This window comes from Rhizobium sp. NPDC090279 (genome assembly GCF_044769665.1).
GTDB lineage: Bacteria > Pseudomonadota > Alphaproteobacteria > Rhizobiales > Rhizobiaceae > Rhizobium.
The window spans coordinates 70,537-87,692 of sequence record NZ_JBIVYI010000009.1 but is presented as its reverse complement, the minus strand read 5'-3'; the positions used below and the strand labels follow the sequence as shown (position 1 = coordinate 87,692).

General features: G+C 59.4%; 15 protein-coding genes and 1 tRNA gene. 10 read left to right on the top strand and 6 right to left on the bottom strand.

Annotation, left to right across the window (positions count from 1 at the left end):
• Positions 1-484: 484 nt before the first annotated feature.
• Positions 485-1,591, top strand: coding sequence for a porin (locus ACIQWP_RS22430; RefSeq protein ID WP_402792365.1), 1,107 nt, complete (start codon positions 485-487; stop codon positions 1,589-1,591).
• Between the two features lie 708 nt (positions 1,592-2,299).
• On the opposite strand, the gene ACIQWP_RS22425 is transcribed toward ACIQWP_RS22430, so the two are convergent.
• The 3 genes from ACIQWP_RS22425 to ACIQWP_RS22415 all read right to left on the bottom strand — a co-directional run bounded on the left by ACIQWP_RS22425 (position 2,300) and on the right by ACIQWP_RS22415 (position 3,574).
• Positions 2,300-2,485 (bottom strand): hypothetical protein, encoded by a 186-nt coding sequence (locus ACIQWP_RS22425; RefSeq protein ID WP_402792362.1) that lies wholly within the window; start codon positions 2,483-2,485, stop codon positions 2,300-2,302.
• Between the two features lie 310 nt (positions 2,486-2,795).
• Positions 2,796-3,200, bottom strand: coding sequence for a DoxX family protein (locus ACIQWP_RS22420; protein ID WP_402792359.1), 405 nt, complete (start codon positions 3,198-3,200; stop codon positions 2,796-2,798).
• 299 nt (positions 3,201-3,499) lie between these two features.
• A tRNA-Asn gene (locus ACIQWP_RS22415) sits at positions 3,500-3,574 on the bottom strand.
• Between the two features lie 116 nt (positions 3,575-3,690).
• On the opposite strand from ACIQWP_RS22415, the gene ACIQWP_RS22410 reads away from it, so the two are divergent.
• The gene (locus ACIQWP_RS22410; protein ID WP_402792356.1) at positions 3,691-4,002 is read left to right on the top strand and encodes a hypothetical protein; all 312 of its coding nucleotides are present in this window, start codon (positions 3,691-3,693) and stop codon (positions 4,000-4,002) included.
• Between the two features lie 8 nt (positions 4,003-4,010).
• Here ACIQWP_RS22410 and ACIQWP_RS22405 read toward each other — a convergent pair whose 3' ends face one another.
• On the bottom strand, positions 4,011-4,568 hold the full coding sequence (locus ACIQWP_RS22405) for a sugar O-acetyltransferase (RefSeq protein ID WP_402792353.1): 558 nt from the start codon (positions 4,566-4,568) through the stop codon (positions 4,011-4,013).
• A 316-nt stretch (positions 4,569-4,884) separates the two neighbouring features.
• Between ACIQWP_RS22405 and ACIQWP_RS22400 the strand changes: the two genes are divergently transcribed.
• The 4 genes from ACIQWP_RS22400 (at position 4,885) to ACIQWP_RS22385 (ending at position 10,379) form a co-directional block, all read left to right on the top strand.
• Positions 4,885-6,237, top strand: coding sequence for an extracellular solute-binding protein (locus ACIQWP_RS22400; protein ID WP_402792350.1), 1,353 nt, complete (start codon positions 4,885-4,887; stop codon positions 6,235-6,237).
• Positions 6,238-6,336: 99 nt separating this feature from the next.
• On the top strand, positions 6,337-7,221 hold the full coding sequence (locus ACIQWP_RS22395; RefSeq protein WP_402792347.1) for a carbohydrate ABC transporter permease: 885 nt from the start codon (positions 6,337-6,339) through the stop codon (positions 7,219-7,221).
• A gap of 7 nt (positions 7,222-7,228) precedes the next feature.
• Positions 7,229-8,143 (top strand): ABC transporter permease subunit, encoded by a 915-nt coding sequence (locus ACIQWP_RS22390; RefSeq protein ID WP_402792344.1) that lies wholly within the window; start codon positions 7,229-7,231, stop codon positions 8,141-8,143.
• Between the two features lie 619 nt (positions 8,144-8,762).
• Positions 8,763-10,379 (top strand): tannase/feruloyl esterase family alpha/beta hydrolase, encoded by a 1,617-nt coding sequence (locus ACIQWP_RS22385; RefSeq protein ID WP_402792341.1) that lies wholly within the window; start codon positions 8,763-8,765, stop codon positions 10,377-10,379.
• Positions 10,380-10,485: 106 nt separating this feature from the next.
• Here the strand turns inward: ACIQWP_RS22385 and ACIQWP_RS22380 are convergent, their stop codons facing one another.
• Positions 10,486-11,598 carry a sn-glycerol-3-phosphate import ATP-binding protein UgpC gene (locus tag ACIQWP_RS22380; RefSeq protein WP_402792339.1) on the bottom strand — a complete coding sequence of 371 codons (1,113 nt, stop codon included), beginning with the start codon at positions 11,596-11,598 and terminating at the stop codon, positions 10,486-10,488.
• A 240-nt stretch (positions 11,599-11,838) separates the two neighbouring features.
• On the opposite strand from ACIQWP_RS22380, the gene ACIQWP_RS22375 reads away from it, so the two are divergent.
• Positions 11,839-13,287 (top strand): cryptochrome/photolyase family protein, encoded by a 1,449-nt coding sequence (locus ACIQWP_RS22375; protein WP_402792336.1) that lies wholly within the window; start codon positions 11,839-11,841, stop codon positions 13,285-13,287.
• A gap of 3 nt (positions 13,288-13,290) precedes the next feature.
• Here the strand turns inward: ACIQWP_RS22375 and ACIQWP_RS22370 are convergent, their stop codons facing one another.
• Positions 13,291-14,121 (bottom strand): SDR family NAD(P)-dependent oxidoreductase, encoded by an 831-nt coding sequence (locus tag ACIQWP_RS22370; protein ID WP_402792334.1) that lies wholly within the window; start codon positions 14,119-14,121, stop codon positions 13,291-13,293.
• A 295-nt stretch (positions 14,122-14,416) separates the two neighbouring features.
• Between ACIQWP_RS22370 and ACIQWP_RS22365 the strand changes: the two genes are divergently transcribed.
• The 3 genes from ACIQWP_RS22365 (at position 14,417) to sseA (ending at position 17,121) form a co-directional block, all read left to right on the top strand.
• Positions 14,417-15,457, top strand: a complete 1,041-nt coding sequence (locus ACIQWP_RS22365; protein WP_402792331.1) for a cysteine synthase A — start codon at positions 14,417-14,419, stop codon at positions 15,455-15,457.
• A 4-nt stretch (positions 15,458-15,461) separates the two neighbouring features.
• On the top strand, positions 15,462-16,199 hold the full coding sequence (locus tag ACIQWP_RS22360) for an alanyl-tRNA editing protein (protein ID WP_402792328.1): 738 nt from the start codon (positions 15,462-15,464) through the stop codon (positions 16,197-16,199).
• Positions 16,200-16,263: 64 nt separating this feature from the next.
• Positions 16,264-17,121, top strand: a complete 858-nt coding sequence (gene sseA, locus ACIQWP_RS22355; RefSeq protein WP_402792325.1) for a 3-mercaptopyruvate sulfurtransferase — start codon at positions 16,264-16,266, stop codon at positions 17,119-17,121.
• The last annotated feature ends 35 nt before the right edge of the window (positions 17,122-17,156 follow it).

The window sequence follows — 17,156 nt, the reverse complement described above, 5'->3', positions numbered from 1 at the left end:
GACCCGTTGCGATACACGCGACTCAGAATCACAGTTGCGAGTGCTGCCATCCCTGTCGCAGCATCGATCCGCCAAACTCTTGCGCTGGGTAACGATCATCGTGCCGCCATCATGCGGCCATCATGCCGCCGCGCGCTCCCATCCGCATTCGCCTCGCGTCGCACGCGGCTGTCGCCCTTAACATACCGAGACTGAAACGCTTTTCGGACCCGCGGCATGAAAGTTGCCCAAGCAAGATCAAGAGGAGCTGCAATCGGCTACCCCTCATGAATTGCGTCATTTTTGCAACAACGCCGGTTTTCAAGTAGTGCGCATATAGTTCCACACCCTTAGTATCTTGCCAAATCAGTGAAGCAGGTTCAGGAAATAGTTCGCGGAGCTTACTACTTCGCACCTACTGATAGGGAACATGAACGGGATGGGGTTGGGCACGTCGTTTCTCGGCGCGATATCTCATGCCCAATCAAGAAAGATTGGAGTTATTATGAACATCAAGAGCCTTCTTCTCGGCTCCGCTGCTGCGCTCGCAGCAGTATCCGGTGCTCACGCGGCTGACGCTATCGTGGCAGCTGAGCCGGAGCCGCTGGAATACGTCCGCATCTGCGACGCATACGGCGCTGGCTACTTCTTCATCCCGGGCACCGAAACTTGCCTCAAGATCGGCGGCAAGGTTCGTACTGAAGGTGAGTGGTACAACGCTTATAACCGGACCAGCTCGCAGGGTACCCTGTGGCACACCCGTGCTGAGTTGAACGTCAACACCGCGACCGACACCGAATACGGTCCGCTGAAGACCGAAACCATCGTTCGTTGGGACTGGAACGACGGCGGCTCCACCTCTACCAACCTGCTGTGGTCCTACATCAGCCTCGGCGGCTTCACGGTTGGTAAGAAGGACTCGCAGTACAACCTCTATATCGGTTACGCCGGCGATGTCATCAACGACGACGTGATCTATGACGGTCCGTACGAACTCAACCAGTTGACCTACGAATATGACGGCGGCAACGGTTTCTCGGCTGTGATCTCGCTCGAAGATTCCAACTCCGCCACGACCGGCTCGGCATCTTACGGTGCAAGCTGGTGGACGGACGACAAGACCAACCACTACGCTCCTGACGTCGTTGCCGGTGCTGGCTTCAAGTCCGGCGCATGGGGCTTCAAGGTCGTCGGCGGTTACGACTCGATCGTTGAACAGGGTGCTGTCAAGGCTCGTATCGATGCCGACTTCGGCGCATTCACGGCCTTCTTGATGGGCGGCTGGAACACCGACGGCGACAAGCTCAACAAGTATGCCGGCTCGAACCAGGCCATCTCTGCTTGCACGGCGCCGAACGGCACTGTCAACGAAGCAAAGTGCGGCTGGGGTGACTGGGCTGTTTGGGGTGGCGTTGGCGTTCCGGTCAACGACAAGCTGAAGTGGAACCTCCAGCTCGCCTATAGCGACTCGAAGATGTTCGAAGCTACGACGAACCTCAAGTTCAATCCGGTCAAGAACCTCCTGGTCGAGCCGGAACTGACCTACGTTCACTATGACTATGCCCACGACGATACGGTTTCGGGCATCCTGCGTTTCGAACGCAACTTCTAACCTGATCAGACTTGACCTCCGATCAGAGAAGGAAGGGGGCCGGCTTTCCCTGCCGGCCCCCTTTTTTATTGCCTGACAACTCCTGATATCAAAAGCCTTCCGCGCCATTGGTGCCGTATGGCGACAACCCTCATCAACCAGAGGAGGGAACCTTGTCGCAACCGCGGCGTTTATCGATGAAGGGGACGCGACTGAATAAGGGAGTTACCGCCTTGAAACATCTTGCTTCCATCGCCTTGACCGCCGCGCTTACCGTAGGCTCGCTGCTGGCACCCGCTTTGCCGACCATGGCAGCCCCGCCTGGCGCTTCACAAGCGACCGCTCCAAATATCATTCTGGTTCAGGACAGCGGAACGCGCTGGCACCCGGATTCACGTGATAACCGCCGAGCCTATTGGCGTGATCGCGATCGCCGCCATTGGCGCGATGATCGCGGCTCGGATCGTCGCCATTGGAATCGCGATCGCGGCTGGTCGGACGATCGGCGTTACCACCATCGCCACCACGGCGGCGTAATGTTCGAGATTCGGCCGTAGCACCCGCATTGTGGCAGCGGTAGTGCCGCTGCCTCCCCATACACGCTGACACACGCAGGCATCAGCCTGGACGTCCCAATCATCCCTGAAACGATATGGCCGCCGCCGGAAATACCGGCAGCGGCCAACTGATCTTAGAACGGAACCTGCGCCAGTTCCGGATGTCTGCCGATCAACGGCAGACGCGTACCCTGCGGACGACCCAGCGGCCGTGAACCCGGTGCTTCACCTTCTTCATATAGCAACGGTGATGATGGTGATGGCGGTGATGGTGATGCATCGGGGCGGCCTCTGACGGCGCGCTGACGGCAAAGACCGATGCAAGAGCTACTGCAGAAGCAAGAATCAGATTTTTCATGTCGAACCTCTAAAGCATTGGGGGACTATGCTGCGCGGATCGCGCATCTATGTTCATGCGCCGCATCGTATTAACGACACATGAACATGTTCTCACATTCGCGAGAGCAACCATACCTTGAACCAATTTTGTCTGGAATACCACATGTATCCGCCCGCGAGCCGCCGCTGCGAGCCCTCGGAAATCAGCGCTGTATCGTGTTGGCACACTCTCATTAGCCCGCTACCATTCGCCGTGACAATCGCGGCAGATGCAGCGCAAGATATTGTTATTGCATCGCAAAAAGTCTGAATGAGGTAAGCGTCGATTTTCAGCCGCTGACCGAACGGAAGGGCAGCAAACGTCGAACACGTTCGTCGCGAAGATAGAGACCACCCCACGCGACGACGCCAAGCAACAAACTTATAAGTTGTGGTGGCGATCCGATTTCTCCGAGCCGGAAATGGGCGCAAATGGCGCCACCGAAGAAGCCGGTCGTGAGGATCGCTCCAAGGACTGCGGTGCGCGGAATTGCGTAAAGAACGACGCAGACGAGGATGATTAGGCCTACCGCTGTTGCCAGGCTGGCTGGGAAACCCGTCTCCTCCATCTGTGCGCTGATCAATGACGGTGCAAACAGATCAACCGCCGCGTCGGCCGCCAATGCAAGAATGACGATTGCGCTAAGAACCCATCCCAGCGTCACTCCATTACGAAAGCTCGTGTTCTCAGCCATTTTATCCCCCAATGCGCCGAATCTGGCCCCTATCCCCCAATCGCCCAGCCGGTATGAGCGCCTGGCTGGTGAGCGGCGGCAATCTGGCACGAATGAGAAAGACAGGTCAACGAAGATAGGGCCAGCGAACCGAATGAACTCCGGCCGGGATCAATGCCGCGAGGCATGTGCAATAAAACTGCAAAAATGCGCTGATATAAGCCCGCCGGCGCTCATCGAGCTTGAGAAGCGCTGCGAGACGGGAACAAATAAACCGGGCGCGTTAGCGCCGGCATCTGCTAGGTTCTGTAGAAGAAAAGTGGCTCCCCGGGCCGGATTCGAACCGGCGACCTGTCGATTAACAGTCGAATGCTCTACCGCTGAGCTACCAGGGAATGCGCTTGGCGCGGTGTGAGCGGGGTAATACAAACGCTTTCCCGATTTGCCAAGCGGTTTTTTCAAAAAAAGCGAATTCTCTTGCATTATTTCCTCGCCTCACCATTTCCTGTGGATGACCGATCAAAGCGGAACGACAGCAAATGCCGATCGAAACGGCCGGAAAACCCGCCGTTTTGGCATTGATCCCTCAACCCGCGAGCTGGTTTTCGGCTCCGTGAGAATTCCCCTGCCCCGATCGCGCCTTGCTCGCGTCGGCGTGGGGATAGGCCTGATATTCGGCGGTCTGCTCGGCTTTCTGCCCGTGCTCGGCTTCTGGATGCTGCCATTGGGCTTCATCGTGCTCTCGCACGACATGCCTGTCATCCGCCGCTGGCGCCGCCGCTTCGCCGTTTGGTGGACGAGGAAGCGCCGTCCGGCAAACTAGCCCTCTTCCTATCCCGCGCGAACAGGACGAGCCGGATTGCCGACGACTGTCGCGCCGGCGGCCACATCTCTGGTTACCACCGCGCCGGCGCCGATGATCGCGCCATCACCGACCGTCACGCCACCGACCAGGATGGCGCCACCGCCGATCCAGACGCTTCTGCCGATCGTCACCGGCCGCGCGACTTCCAGACCCGCTCCACGCAGTTCGGCATCCCTGTGGTGCTCGGCACAATATATATGCACGCCCGGACCGAGCATGCTGCCGTCGCCGATGCGGACGCTGGCGCTGTCGAGAATCGTGCAGCCGGCATTCATGTAGACCCGGCGCCCCAGCGAGATGTTGATGCCGTAGGAACAATGAAAAGGCGCCTCGATGAAGACGCTCTCGCCGATATCGGCAAACAGCGCAGACAAGGCGGGAGCGAGATTGCCGCGTTGCGAGGGCGGCATTGTATTATGGGCATGCACAGCCTCGCGCGCCTGCCAGCGCAGCGCATCGAGTTCCGGATCGAAGCAGCAGTACCACTCTCCCGCCGCCATTTTCTGCCGCTCGCTCAGACCCATTTCCCATTCCTCCCGGACTCGCTGGCGGTGATCTTGCAACACCATTCACGCCGCCGGCAAGGATGACGACCTTATCTTTCCCATCACCAGACAATCTATGCGAGAATGCGCGCGAGCCGCATCTCTTGATTAGCAAAATCTCAAATGCACGATCCTGCGAAGAACGATCGTCCGCAGACTCACAACCCTTGTGAAAAAGCCCGTCAATACGGGATTCTTGCCCTCAACAAACTGTCACACAGCTTGTCTATAACGCCGCTACCGCGGACTTGCGCAAGACCACCGGTTCCGATCTTTCAAAAAGGAAATAGGGATTATGTCGAAACTTAAAAACTGCATTTCGGCAGCTGCTGCCGGCGTCATGAGCTTAGCGCTGGCCTTGCCTGCTGCTGCCGCTCCGGTCAAGTTCGATTTCTGGTTCGGCCTGTCGGGCGACCTGCAGCGCGTCGTTGAGACGATGTGCAAGAACTTCAACGATTCCCAGAAGGATTATGAAGTCTCCTGCGTCAGCCAGGGCAGCTATGACGCCGCTCTGCAGAACACGATTGCCGCCTTCCGCGCCGGCAAGCAGCCTGCAATCGTTCAGGTCTATGACGTCGGCACCGCGACGATGATGCTTTCGGGCGCCTACTACCCGGTCAACAAGCTGATGGCCGAGAACGGCTACAAGGTCGACTGGAACAATTACTTCCCGGGTATCGCTCGCTACTACGCCACCTCCAAGGGCGAGCTGCTCTCCTTCCCGTTCAACTCTTCGACCGCCCTGCTCTACTGGAACAAGGACGCCTTCGCGAAGATCGGCAAGACTGCCGCGCCGAAGACCTGGGAAGAAGCTGCCGAAGACATGAAGGCCCTGAAGGGCGCGGGCTATGAGTGCCCGATGGCCATCAACATCTCCGGCAACGAAAGCTGGCAGCTGATGGAGCAGTTTTCTGCCATCCACGACCAGCCGGTCGCCACCAAGAACAACGGCTATGACGGCCTCGACGCCCGTCTGACCGTCAACAAGACCAAGTTCGTCAAGTACGTCACCGACCTCAAGAGCTGGTACGACCAGGGCCTCGTCAAGATCAAGTCCAAGGATCTCGGTCAGGACATGGTTCAGGCCTTCGCTTCGGGCGATTGCCAGATGATCATGACCTCGGTCGGCGACCATGGTTCGGTCACCAAGACCCAGAAGGCCGGCATGAACTGGGATGTTGCTGAACTCCCGGTCTACGCTGGCACCGAGCGCAAGAATTCGCTCGTCGGCGGCGCTTCGCTCTGGGTTCTCTCCGGCAAGTCTTCCGACGAGTACAAGGGCGCTGCTGCGTTCCTGAACTTCATCGCCAAGCCGGAAACCGCTCTCTTCTGGTCGACCAACACCGGCTACATCCCGGTTACGAAGTCCGGCTTCGAATTCATGAAGTCCTCCGGCTTCTACGACAAGGCTCCCTTCAAGGGCCGTGAAGTCGCCATCGCCAGCTTGACCGCCTCCGAGCCGACCCCGATCACCCGCGGCGTCCGCCTCGGCAGCTTCACGCAGATCCGCGCTGAATTCGGCAACCAGATGCAGGCCATCTTCGCCAACAAGGTCAGCGTGCAGGAAGGCATCGACAACCTCGTCAAGAATGGCGACTCTGTCCTCGAGCGTTTCGAAGCCACCTACAAGGGCAAGCAGCTGCCGTAATCGGCAGAACTCTTAGCAAACAGCGTCCGCCGAGATTTTCCCGGCGGACGTTCGTTATGAGAGCAAGCGTGGCATCTGGACCCCAAGCCGGAAGAGACAATGGAAAAGCGTATAACTTTCAACAAATGGAGCGTTGGCATTCTGTTCGCAGTGCCGCAGTTGCTCCTGATCTTCACCTTTTTCTATTGGCCAGCCGGTCAGGCGGTCTTCTGGTCGCTGACGCTGCAGCAGCCCTGGGGCGGCGGCAACATCTGGGTCGGCCTCGACAATTTCAAGTCCATCCTTGCCAATGCGGACTACTGGAACTCGGTCACGATCAGCATCACCTTCGCGGCGATCAGCACGGGCATTTCCATGGTGGGCGGGCTGATCCTCGCTGCGCTGACTGACCGTCAGCTGCGCGGTTCTAAAATCTACCGCGTGGTCCTGATCTGGCCCTACGGCATCGCCGCGCCCGCAGCGGCAATGGCTTTCCGCTTCATCCTCGCGCCGGAAGCCGGTCTTATCGCCGTCGTCAATCAGTGGTGGCCGGGAATATGGGACCCGGGCCTTGACGGCAACGCCGCGATGGCCTGCATCATCGCCGCCTTCTCCTGGAAATATATCGCCTACAGCTTCATCTTCTTCCTGGCTGCCTTCCAGGCCATTCCGCGGTCGCTGATCGAGGCGGCTGCCATGGATGGCTCCAGCGTGCTCCGTCGCTTCTGGGACGTCCAGTTCCCGTTGATCACGCCAACCATCTTTTTCCTGCTCGTCATCAACATCACCGAGAGCTTCCAGGATTCTTTCGGTATCGTCGACATCATGACATCAGGCGGCCCGCACAACTCGACCAACCTCATGGTCTACAAGATCTATTCCGACGGCTTCAAGGGCCTCGATTTTTCCGGCGCGGCGGCGCAGAGCATCATTCTGATGCTGCTGATCATCGTGCTGACCATCTTCCAGTTCCGCTTCATCGAGAAGCGCGTGCATTACCGTTGAGGCTGACATGGTCGAGCGCACACCCATCCTTAACTTCTTCACCCATCTAATCCTGTTGCTCGGCTTCTTGGTGGCCGTGGGACCGATCGTCATCGTGGCCATCGCCGCATCTCACAACATCGCCGACGTCAACAAAGTACCGATGTCGCTGATCCCCGGCTCGGATTTCTGGGTCAACATTGAGACGGCCTGGACGACCGCCAATCTCGGCCCCAAGCTGCTGAACAGCCTGATCTTCGCCAGCGGCGTGGCGATAGGTAAGGTGCTCATTTCGGCGATCACCGCGTTTTCGCTGGTCTATTTCCGCTATCCCGGCCGCCACTTTATCTTCTGGCTGATTTTCATCACGCTGATGCTGCCTCTGGAAGTGCGCATCGTGCCGACCTATGCCGTTGCAGCGAACGTCCTGTCGCCGTATCAGGGCATCCTCGACGTCACCGGCATCAGCTGGCTCATCCAAAAGCTTACGGGCATCGAGGTCGCGCTGAACCTCGGGCTGCTTAACTCTTCGATCGGCCTGATCCTGCCACTGGTGGCGACCGCGACCGGGACGTTCCTCTACCGTCAGTTCTTCCTGACGATACCGGACGAGCTGACCGAGGCCGCGCGCATGGACGGCGCCGGAGCGCTGCGCTTCTTCATCGACATCCTGCTGCCGCTGTCGCGTACCAACATGGCCGCGCTAGGCACAATCATGTTCCTCTGGGCCTGGAACCAATATCTGTGGCCGCTGCTGGTCACCACAGATCCGGCGCATATGACGGCGGTGACCGAACTCAAGTCGCTCATCCCGAACATCGGCGGCCTTCCTGAGTGGCACATCGCCATGGCTGGCACGCTCATCGTCATGCTGCCGCCGCTGCTGGTCGTCGTGCTGATGCAGCGCTGGTTCGTTCGCGGCCTGATCGCCACCGAGAAGTGATTTCATCGGCTTGCCGCGTCTCTTTTGGGGCGCGGCAAGCCACGACAGGTTGCATTGCCGCCCGCCTCTTCTTGCGGGATATGCGAGAGGCTCTCCGACCTCCGCAAAATGCTGCCCCATCGCACCTGGGTCTTTCGTCTGCCCAGATGCCTGCGGTCCACTTCAAAGCACCGCGCTCCTTCGAAACTGATCGTCGATGCCGTTTCCGATTGCGCCCGTCTGACCGCGATCGGGATATCCGCGCTGCGAAGCCAAGACGGACGCCTTGAGCGCGCCCGCATTTCGACGGAACACGGCCGGAGAGGACAATCAGCCCACCAGATGTTCGATTAGTGCAATTAGTTGCCTGAAAAATGCATTGTCAGCCCTCTCCTCGGCCCGCATTTTTGACGCTGCGCAATCGGGCGAGAGGAGCGCAGATTGCAGCGAACATGGCCAAAGCCTTGCGCGATATGTGCCTTTTGAAGCGAAGACGTCTGACGCCGTGGACAGGCTGCAGACATTCGTGAGGAAAAGCAGGGGAAATGCACAAAACGACGCCTAGCTACGGCCGAACTTCTAGGACGGACGACGGGCCGGATCGCGCGCAAACCTGCAAGATTGCAAATGGGAGGATGCAATGAGACTGTCGAAATTATTCCTGGTGAGTGCGGTTCTGCTTTCAAGTGCGGGCGCCGGTATTGCCCAACGGATGCCGACACCGGAGGAAGCGCATTGCATGGCTTTGCGCGGCCTGTTGATTTCACCCGACAAGATCGGCGAGCCGGCACGCCGCGCCGTCGTTTATTCCGCCGATCTCATCAAGGGCGATCAGGCAGCCGGCGGCGGCTTCTGCAAGGTGCTCGGCGGCGTCGAGCCTGTGGATGCCAAGGCGCCGAATATCAACTTTGAAATCAATCTGCCCCTGACCTGGAACAGCAAGATCATTCAGTACGGAGGCGGAGGTTATGACGGCGAGCTGATCGAAGCTGTCGACAATGTTTCGTTCGGGGCAGCCTCCGTCAAAACGCCGTTGCAGCGCGGATATGTCACCTTCGGCAGCGACAGCGGACACCAATCTCCTTCGGTCCTTGACGGCAGATTCCTTCTCAACGACGAGGCGCTGGCCAATTTCGGCGGCCTGCAGATCAAGAAAACCCATGACGTCACAATGGTCGTGGTCGAAAGCTATTACGGCAGGAAGCCGCAAAAGACCTACATTCAAGGCAATTCGCAAGGCGGGCATGAATCCCTGATCGCCATTCAGCGCTGGCCCGCCGACTATGACGGCGCCATCGTCACCCATCCGGCCAATCCGTTTTCGGCGCTGCAGCTTGCCGGCAATCATCTCGCCAAGGCCTTCTACCGCAAGGGCGGCTATCTGAACCCGGCGAAAGTCAAATTGCTCAATGACGCGGTCACCAAGGCCTGCGACAAGCTTGATGGCGTCGAGGACGGCCTGATATCCGATACGGCGGCATGCGATGCCAGCTTCAAGATCGATGCGCTTCGCTGCGCAAGCGGCAAGGACGAAGGGGACACTTGCCTCTCGGACACGCAGATCGACGTGCTGAAGACGATCAATACACCCTATAAATCCCCGGTTACATTGGCAAACGGCGTCGACGGCTTTGCCCGTTGGCCGATTTTTCAAGGGGGCGATCTCTATGGTCTCTGGGGCTTCGGCCTCTCGCCCGAGCTGACCGACCCGCCGACCCCGATCGCCAATTTCGGGCTTGCCGTCCTGGCCGATCCGCTGATCCGTTACGCCATCGTGCGTGATCCGAAATTCAACACGATGAATTTTGATCCGGCAAAATATGCAAAGCGCATCGAAGAGGTTTCAAAGCTCATGGATGCGAATAGTCCGGACCTGTCGGCATTCGAAAAGCGCGGTGGAAAAATGCTGCTGATGCACGGCACCATCGACTTCGCGATCTCGCCCTACAATACGGTGGCGTATTATGAGCGTGTCGTGAAGACGATGGGAAAGGAGAACGTCCACTCGTTCCTGCGCTTCTATCTGGTGCCTGGGTTCGGCCACGGCAGCGGCAAGTTCATAGCGGCCTGGGACCCCTTGACCGCGCTGGAGAATTGGGTCGAAGAGGGAAAAGCTCCGGAAAATCTCGTCGTCGGCGACGCCGGCAAGGATGGCGGGGGACGCACGCGACCAATGTGCGAGTATCCGTCCTATCCGAGATACAAGCAGGGCGCTGCCGATCCGAACAAGGCAGAAAATTTCGAATGCGCGAAATGAAATTCCAAGCGTAGGATATCTCAGCCGAAGACAGAGACTTCTCCACAAAAAAGCCCGGAAGTCGGGAAGACTTCCGGGCACACCTACTGAAAAGTTATGTTTGAAATCAGCTCGCCAGCACCTTGAGCGGCGTGACGGAGGCAACGGCATCGAGCCGCAGCCCGGTATCCTGGGCGAAGAGATGCGTATGCTGCTGGGGCAGTTCCAGCGCGACAGACTGGCCGGTATGTCCCGTCGTGTGATCGGCGACCGCAACGGCGAAGCTCGAACCGTTGATATCGCAATGGATGACGCGGCCGGCGCCAAGCTCTTCGACGAAATCAACCGTTGCCGGGATGGCGCCGGGTGTGCCGGCAGGAACGAGACGTGCATGTTCCGGACGAAGGCCGAGGGCGACCGGTTGGCCGGCGTGGCGCTTGCCGATATTGGCGTCGATGGCGATTGGAATGCCGTCGAAGATGAACTGCTCGCCATTAGCCGAGAAGGTGCCCTCGAGGAAATTCATCGCCGGAGAACCGATGAACGAGCCGACGAAGCGGGTACGCGGCGTGTTGTAGACCTCAAGCGGCGTGCCGACCTGCTCGACATTGCCCTTGTACATGACGACAAGCTTGTCGGCGAGCGTCATGGCCTCGACCTGATCGTGTGTCACGAAAACCGACGTTGCCGACAGACGCTTGTGCAGGCGGCGGATCTCGACGCGCATCTGCACGCGCAGCTTGGCGTCAAGGTTGGAGAGCGGCTCGTCGAAGAGGAAGACCTTCGGTTCGCGGATGATGGCGCGGCCCATGGCGACGCGCTGGCGCTGACCACCGGAAAGCTCGGCCGGCTTGCGGGCGAGGAAATCCTCAAGGCCGACGATCTTGGCGGTTTCCTTGATGCGGCGGTCACGCTCCTCGCGCGGCACGCCGGCGACCTTCAGCGCGTAGCCCATGTTGGCGGCGACATCCATATGCGGATAGAGCGCGTAGTTCTGGAAGACCATGGCGCAGCCGCGCTCGCGCGGCTCGAGCTGGTTGACCACCTTGCCGTCGATGATGATCTCGCCCGAGGTGATGTCCTCAAGGCCGGCGATCATGCGCAGCAGCGTGGACTTGCCGCAGCCGGAAGGTCCGAGGATGACGACAAATTCGCCCGATCGGAAATTCAGGTCGACGCCATGAACGACCGGATTGCGGCCATAGGCCTTGCGAACTTGTTCGATGCGGATTTCCGCCATTTTAATCTTCCCCGCCTGTGAACACTGGGCATCTCAATCGGGTGGACTGCTAGCGAATTTGCATTACAGAACAGTGACAAGCACCCCTTATATCACAGGCGGCATCGAGTTTTCGCTACGAGAGTTGCGTGTAGGATTTCCTTATGAAACGCGCGGTAGTGGAACCATTTGGCGACGGGCATCGTATAGGGGGTTCGACGATAGCAGAGCAGGCGACAAGAAGCGAAGGATAGCGATCTATTGAAGACCGAGCCCAATCCCATCCTCTTGTGGTTCCGCAAGGATCTCCGCCTCGATGACAACCACGCCCTGCAGGCCGCGGCAAGATCGGGCCGCCCCATCATTCCCGTCTATATTCGCGAGCCGGAAGTCAAGGCTTGTGGGCCGCTGGGCGGCGCGCAAGAATGGTGGCTGCATCATTCGCTTGCTGCTCTCAAAAGTACCCTCGATGCGCTTGATAGCAAGCTCATCCTTCGCCAAGGCGATGCACTGACTGCGCTCGAAAAACTTCTTGAAGAGACAGGTGCCGAGGCCGTCGTCTGGAACCGGCGTTACGATCCCGCTGGGATAGCGGTGGACACACAGATCAAGATGGCGTTGCGGGACAACGGCATCGAGGCCAACAGCTTTGCCGGCCAGCTGCTGCACGAGCCGACGCGCCTGCGCACCGGCACTGGTGGCCATTACAAGACTTACACGCCGTTCTGGCGCGCGTTCGAGCAATCCGGCGAGCCGCCGTTTCCGATCGACGCGCCTGAAAGGCTCTCGGTTCCCGATCACTGGCCGCAATCCGACGCTCTCGGCTCCTGGTCGCTACTGCCGACCAAACCGAACTGGGCATCAGAATTTCCGGACATGTGGACGCCAGGCGAAACCTCTGCTCGAGAGAAGCTGGAGGACTTCATCGATGGCGCGCTTGATGACTATGCGGTCGGTCGGGACTTTCCAGACAGGCCTGCGACCTCCCTGCTCTCGCCACATCTTGCGCTAGGAGAAATCTCGCCCGCCCGCATATGGCACGCGACGCGGGGGCTGCCTGACTATATCGCCACGGACGATATCGTGCGCTTTCGCAAGGAGCTTGTCTGGCGGGAGTTCTGCTATCACCAGCTCTTCCACTTCCCGAAACTGAGAACAGCCAACTGGAACGATCACTACGACGATTTCCCCTGGCACTCGGATGCCAAGCTCCTCGATAGCTGGCGGCAAGGGCAGACAGGATATCCGATCGTCGATGCCGGCATGCGCCAGCTGTGGCGCCACGGCTGGATGCACAATCGCGTCCGCATGATCGCCGCCTCCTTCCTGATCAAGGACCTGCTCATCGATTGGCGGGAAGGCGAGGCCTGGTTTCGCGATACGCTCGTCGATGCCGATCCGGCGGCGAACGCGGCAAACTGGCAGTGGGTGGCGGGCTCGGGTGCCGACGCCTCGCCTTTCTTCCGCATCTTCAATCCGGTGCTGCAAGGCGAGAAATTCGATCCGGATGGCGGCTACATCCGGACGTTCGTGCCGGAACTGGCCGATCTCGACCGCAAATATATCCATCGGCCGTTCGAGGCGCCTGATGATGTGCTCAGGCGCGCGGGCATAGAACTCGGCAAGCACTATCCGCGCCCGGTCGTCGATCACGCCATGGCACGGCAACGCGCACTCGCTGCGCACGCATCGCTTAAAAATGATGGGTAGGTGCTATTCGGCCGGATGCGCGGTTACGCGCGGCCCAACCGACCGGCGCTTATGGCTGCCCCCGAGAAAATATCTGAGCACCCTGAAATAGAGGCCATAGGGCAAGAACTTCAACAGCTTTGCCCGATAGACCAGGCTCTTCGGGAAGGTTATGTCGAAAGTGGGAGATTTCAGCCCGGCAGCGATCGCATCAGCCGCCTGCTGGGCCGACACGATGTCAGGCATCTCGAACTTGTTCTGCGCCGTCAACGGCGTATCGACGTAGCCCGGGGTGACGAGCTGGATGTGAATGCCCATGCGGTCTAGCTCGAAATTCAGGCTTTCGGCCATGTTGATCAGTGCGGCCTTGCTGGCTCCGTAAGCTGCACCGCCGGGGAACCCGCCATAACCGGCGACAGACGACACGAGAGCGACCTGGCCATATCCTCTGGCACGCATATGCCGCACAGCCGGAATAAGACAATTGACGACACCGTGGAGATTGACGGCAAAACTGCGCGCGAACACCTCATGATTGAGATCCTCTCCCCGCGCCGGCAAGTAGATGCCGGCGTTCAATACCGCCAGGGCGACGGGGCCGTGCTGATATTCGATTGCGGCGACGGTGTGCTCCATATCCTCGACATCGGTCACGTCACCGTCGAGCACGACGATGCTGCCGGAAAGGCCGCCTGCCTCGGCCTGCAACGCCAGAAGCTTTTCGTGGCTGCGAGCGGTAACCGCAACCTTATATCCTTCTTCGGCCAGCTTCAGCGCAAGCGCGCGGCCGATACCGGAACTGGCGCCGGTAATCCAGACGACTCCGTGTTCGGGACGTGCGATGAACGGGCTCATGGCTCTTCTCCTTGGCTGGCGGCCGCCTGCATCAAACGCTCAAACCGCGGCCGTCCGTGGCATTTTAGAAATAGCGTATCATTGTGGCCGCTTTCGGCCAGTTTGTCGGTCCTGTGCGGAAATCAATGTCACCAGTCGGAGACCTGTACGCCACTTTGAAAACTTCGGCCTGTGATTGCCGCCAAGTCGAATTTTGCGGCGCCAACAAGGAGCGGGGAACAGAATTTCTTGCCTATGCCGCCTTGTGAAGGGAAAAGACCGTTCTTACAGTAGTTGCGAACAGAAGGCAGATTCCATGAGCGTCCATCCGTCCGTCCTCGAAGCAATTGGCAATACGCCGCTGATCAAGCTCAAGGGCGCCTCCGAGGCGACGGGCTCGACCATTCTCGGCAAGGCCGAGTTCCTGAATCCGGGTCAGTCGGTCAAGGATCGCGCCGCGCTCTACATCATCCGCGATGCCGAGAAGAAGGGGTTGCTGCGGCCCGGCGGCGTCATCGTCGAAGGAACGGCCGGCAATACCGGCATCGGCCTGACGCTGGTTGCCAAGGCACTTGGCTACCGTACGGTCATCGTCATTCCGGAAACGCAGAGCCAGGAAAAGAAGGACGCGCTGAAGCTGCTCGGCGCCGAGCTGATCGAGGTTCCCGCCGTCCCGTACAAGAACCCGAACAACTATGTGAGGGTCTCGGGCCGGCTCGCCGAACAGCTGGCCAAGACGGAGCCGAACGGCGCGATCTGGGCGAACCAGTTCGACAACGTCGCCAACCGGCAGGCTCATATCGAGACGACCGCCAAGGAGATCTGGGACGATACCGATGGCAAGATCGACGGCTTCATCTGCTCGGTCGGCTCCGGCGGCACGCTTGCGGGCGTCGCCATGGGCCTGCATGCCTTCAACAAGGACATCAAGATCGGCATTGCCGACCCGGAAGGCGCGGCACTCTACGAGTTCTACAAGAACGGCGAGCTGAAATCCTCCGGCTCCTCGATCACGGAAGGCATCGGCCAAGGTCGCGTGACGGCGAACCTGGAGGGTTTTACGCCTGACTTCGCCTATCACATCACCGATGCCGAAGCGCTTCCCTACGTCTTCGATCTGGTCGAGCACGAGGGCCTGTGCCTTGGCGGCTCCACAGCCATCAACATCGCAGGCGCGGTTCGTCTCGCCAGGGATCTCGGTCCCGGACATACGATCGTGACCATCCTGTGCGATTACGGCAATCGCTATCAGTCCAAGCTCTTCAATCCGGATTTCCTGAAGTCGAAGGGCCTGCCGCTGCCGTCTTATTTGGAAAAGCGCACGGATATCGCCGTCCCATACGAAACAACAGCGTGATCATATGACCGTCAATGCCCTCTACCGTGACGACTTCTATCTCTCGACAGCCGAAGCAGTCGTCACCGCGATCCATGAAGACGGGGGCATAGAGCTCGATCAGACCTGTTTCTACGCCACCTCGGGCGGACAGCCAGGCGATGCCGGATTCCTGGAGCGCGGCGATGGTTCCAGAATCATGCTCGGCCAGACCAAGCACGGCCCGATCAAGGACATCATCATCCATGTGCCGCTGGAAGGTCAGCCGTTGCCCATCGTCGGCGAGAAGCTGGTGCTGCACATCGACTGGGCCCGCCGCTACAAGCTGATGCGGATGCATACGGCCTGCCATCTGCTTTCGGTGGTCTGCCCCTACCCCATTACGGGGGCTGCCGTCGGCGAGGATGAAAGCCGCGTCGATTTCGACATGAGCGAGACGATCGACAAGGACGAGGTGACGGCGAGGATGATGGCGCTCGTCAACGAAAACCATCCGGTTTTCCTCCGCTGGATCACGGACGAGGAACTGATCGCCAATCCCGGCATCGTCAAATCCAAGAATGTGCGCCCGCCTATGGGCCTCGGCCGGGTCAGCCTCGTCTGCATCGGCGAAGATTCCGCCGTAGACAGCCAGCCGTGCGGCGGCACGCATGTGTCGGAGACGCAGGAGGTCGGGGCGATCCACATTGCCAAGATCGAGAAGAAGGGCAAGGAAAACCGCCGCTTCCGCATTCGTTTCGGTACGTCTACCGACGAGAATTGACCAGGCAAGCGCCCATATCCATATCCGGATATCAAGAGCAATAAACCAAACAGGAGAGATCATCATGGCAGCGGACAAGAGCCGTTTCGTCGTATCCGCCGATTGGCTGCAGAGCGAGTTGGGTGCCAAGGATCTGCGCATCCTCGACGCATCCTTCTATCTACCGGCGCAGAAGCGCGACGCCGACGCCGAATATGCCGGCGGCCATATTCCCGGCGCGATCCGCTTCGATCAGGACAAGATATCAGATCATTCGACCAACCTGCCGCACATGGTGCCCTCGCCGGAATTCTTCGCGGCCGAGGTCGGCAAACGCGGCATCAGCGAGACCGACCGCATCGTCATCTATGACGGTCCGGGCCTGTTTGCCTCCCCGCGCGTCTGGTGGCTGTTCCACATCGTCATGGGTGCGCCGAACGTCTTCGTGCTCGATGGCGGCCTGGACGGCTGGAAGGCCGAAGGGCGGCCGCTGGAGACGGTGACACCGTCCTTCGAGCCCGTGACCTTCAAGCCCAGCTTCAACGGCGGCCGCGTCGTTTCGCTCGACGAAATGCGCGGGATCGTCGACAGCCACTCCCTGCAGATTGCCGATGCGCGCAGCAATGGTCGCTTTGCGGCTATCGAGCCGGAGCCCCGCGAAGGCATGCGCTCCGGCCATATGCCGGGCGCTAAGAGCCTGCCGTCGGGCGTCTTCGCCACGAACGGCAAGTTCAAGTCACTTCCGGAACTGCGTGAGGCCATCGAGAAAGCCGGTATCGATCTCGACAAACCTGTGGTGACGACCTGCGGGTCCGGCATCACCGCCGCCATCATCACGCTGGCGCTTGAATCTCTCGGCCATGGCGACAACAAGCTCTATGACGGCTCCTGGTCGGAATGGGGCAGCCGGGCTGATACGCCAATCGTCACCGGTCAAGATTGAGCGTCCCAGCCGTGAAGACGCCCTCGTCGATCAAG

Coding starts and splice junctions, on each gene's coding strand:
- sseA (WP_402792325.1), top strand. CDS start 16,264: ATGGCAGCGGACAAGAGCCGTTTCGTCGTATCCGCCGATTGGCTGCAG.
- ACIQWP_RS22410 (WP_402792356.1), top strand. CDS start 3,691: ATGACCGATCAAAGCGGAACGACAGCAAATGCCGATCGAAACGGCCGG.
- ACIQWP_RS22385 (WP_402792341.1), top strand. CDS start 8,763: ATGAGACTGTCGAAATTATTCCTGGTGAGTGCGGTTCTGCTTTCAAGT.
- ACIQWP_RS22370 (WP_402792334.1), bottom strand. CDS start 14,121: ATGAGCCCGTTCATCGCACGTCCCGAACACGGAGTCGTCTGGATTACC.
- ACIQWP_RS22425 (WP_402792362.1), bottom strand. CDS start 2,485: ATGAAAAATCTGATTCTTGCTTCTGCAGTAGCTCTTGCATCGGTCTTT.
- ACIQWP_RS22380 (WP_402792339.1), bottom strand. CDS start 11,598: ATGGCGGAAATCCGCATCGAACAAGTTCGCAAGGCCTATGGCCGCAAT.
- ACIQWP_RS22360 (WP_402792328.1), top strand. CDS start 15,462: ATGACCGTCAATGCCCTCTACCGTGACGACTTCTATCTCTCGACAGCC.
- ACIQWP_RS22400 (WP_402792350.1), top strand. CDS start 4,885: ATGTCGAAACTTAAAAACTGCATTTCGGCAGCTGCTGCCGGCGTCATG.
- ACIQWP_RS22365 (WP_402792331.1), top strand. CDS start 14,417: ATGAGCGTCCATCCGTCCGTCCTCGAAGCAATTGGCAATACGCCGCTG.
- ACIQWP_RS22405 (WP_402792353.1), bottom strand. CDS start 4,568: ATGGGTCTGAGCGAGCGGCAGAAAATGGCGGCGGGAGAGTGGTACTGC.
- ACIQWP_RS22420 (WP_402792359.1), bottom strand. CDS start 3,200: ATGGCTGAGAACACGAGCTTTCGTAATGGAGTGACGCTGGGATGGGTT.
- ACIQWP_RS22395 (WP_402792347.1), top strand. CDS start 6,337: ATGGAAAAGCGTATAACTTTCAACAAATGGAGCGTTGGCATTCTGTTC.
- ACIQWP_RS22430 (WP_402792365.1), top strand. CDS start 485: ATGAACATCAAGAGCCTTCTTCTCGGCTCCGCTGCTGCGCTCGCAGCA.
- ACIQWP_RS22390 (WP_402792344.1), top strand. CDS start 7,229: ATGGTCGAGCGCACACCCATCCTTAACTTCTTCACCCATCTAATCCTG.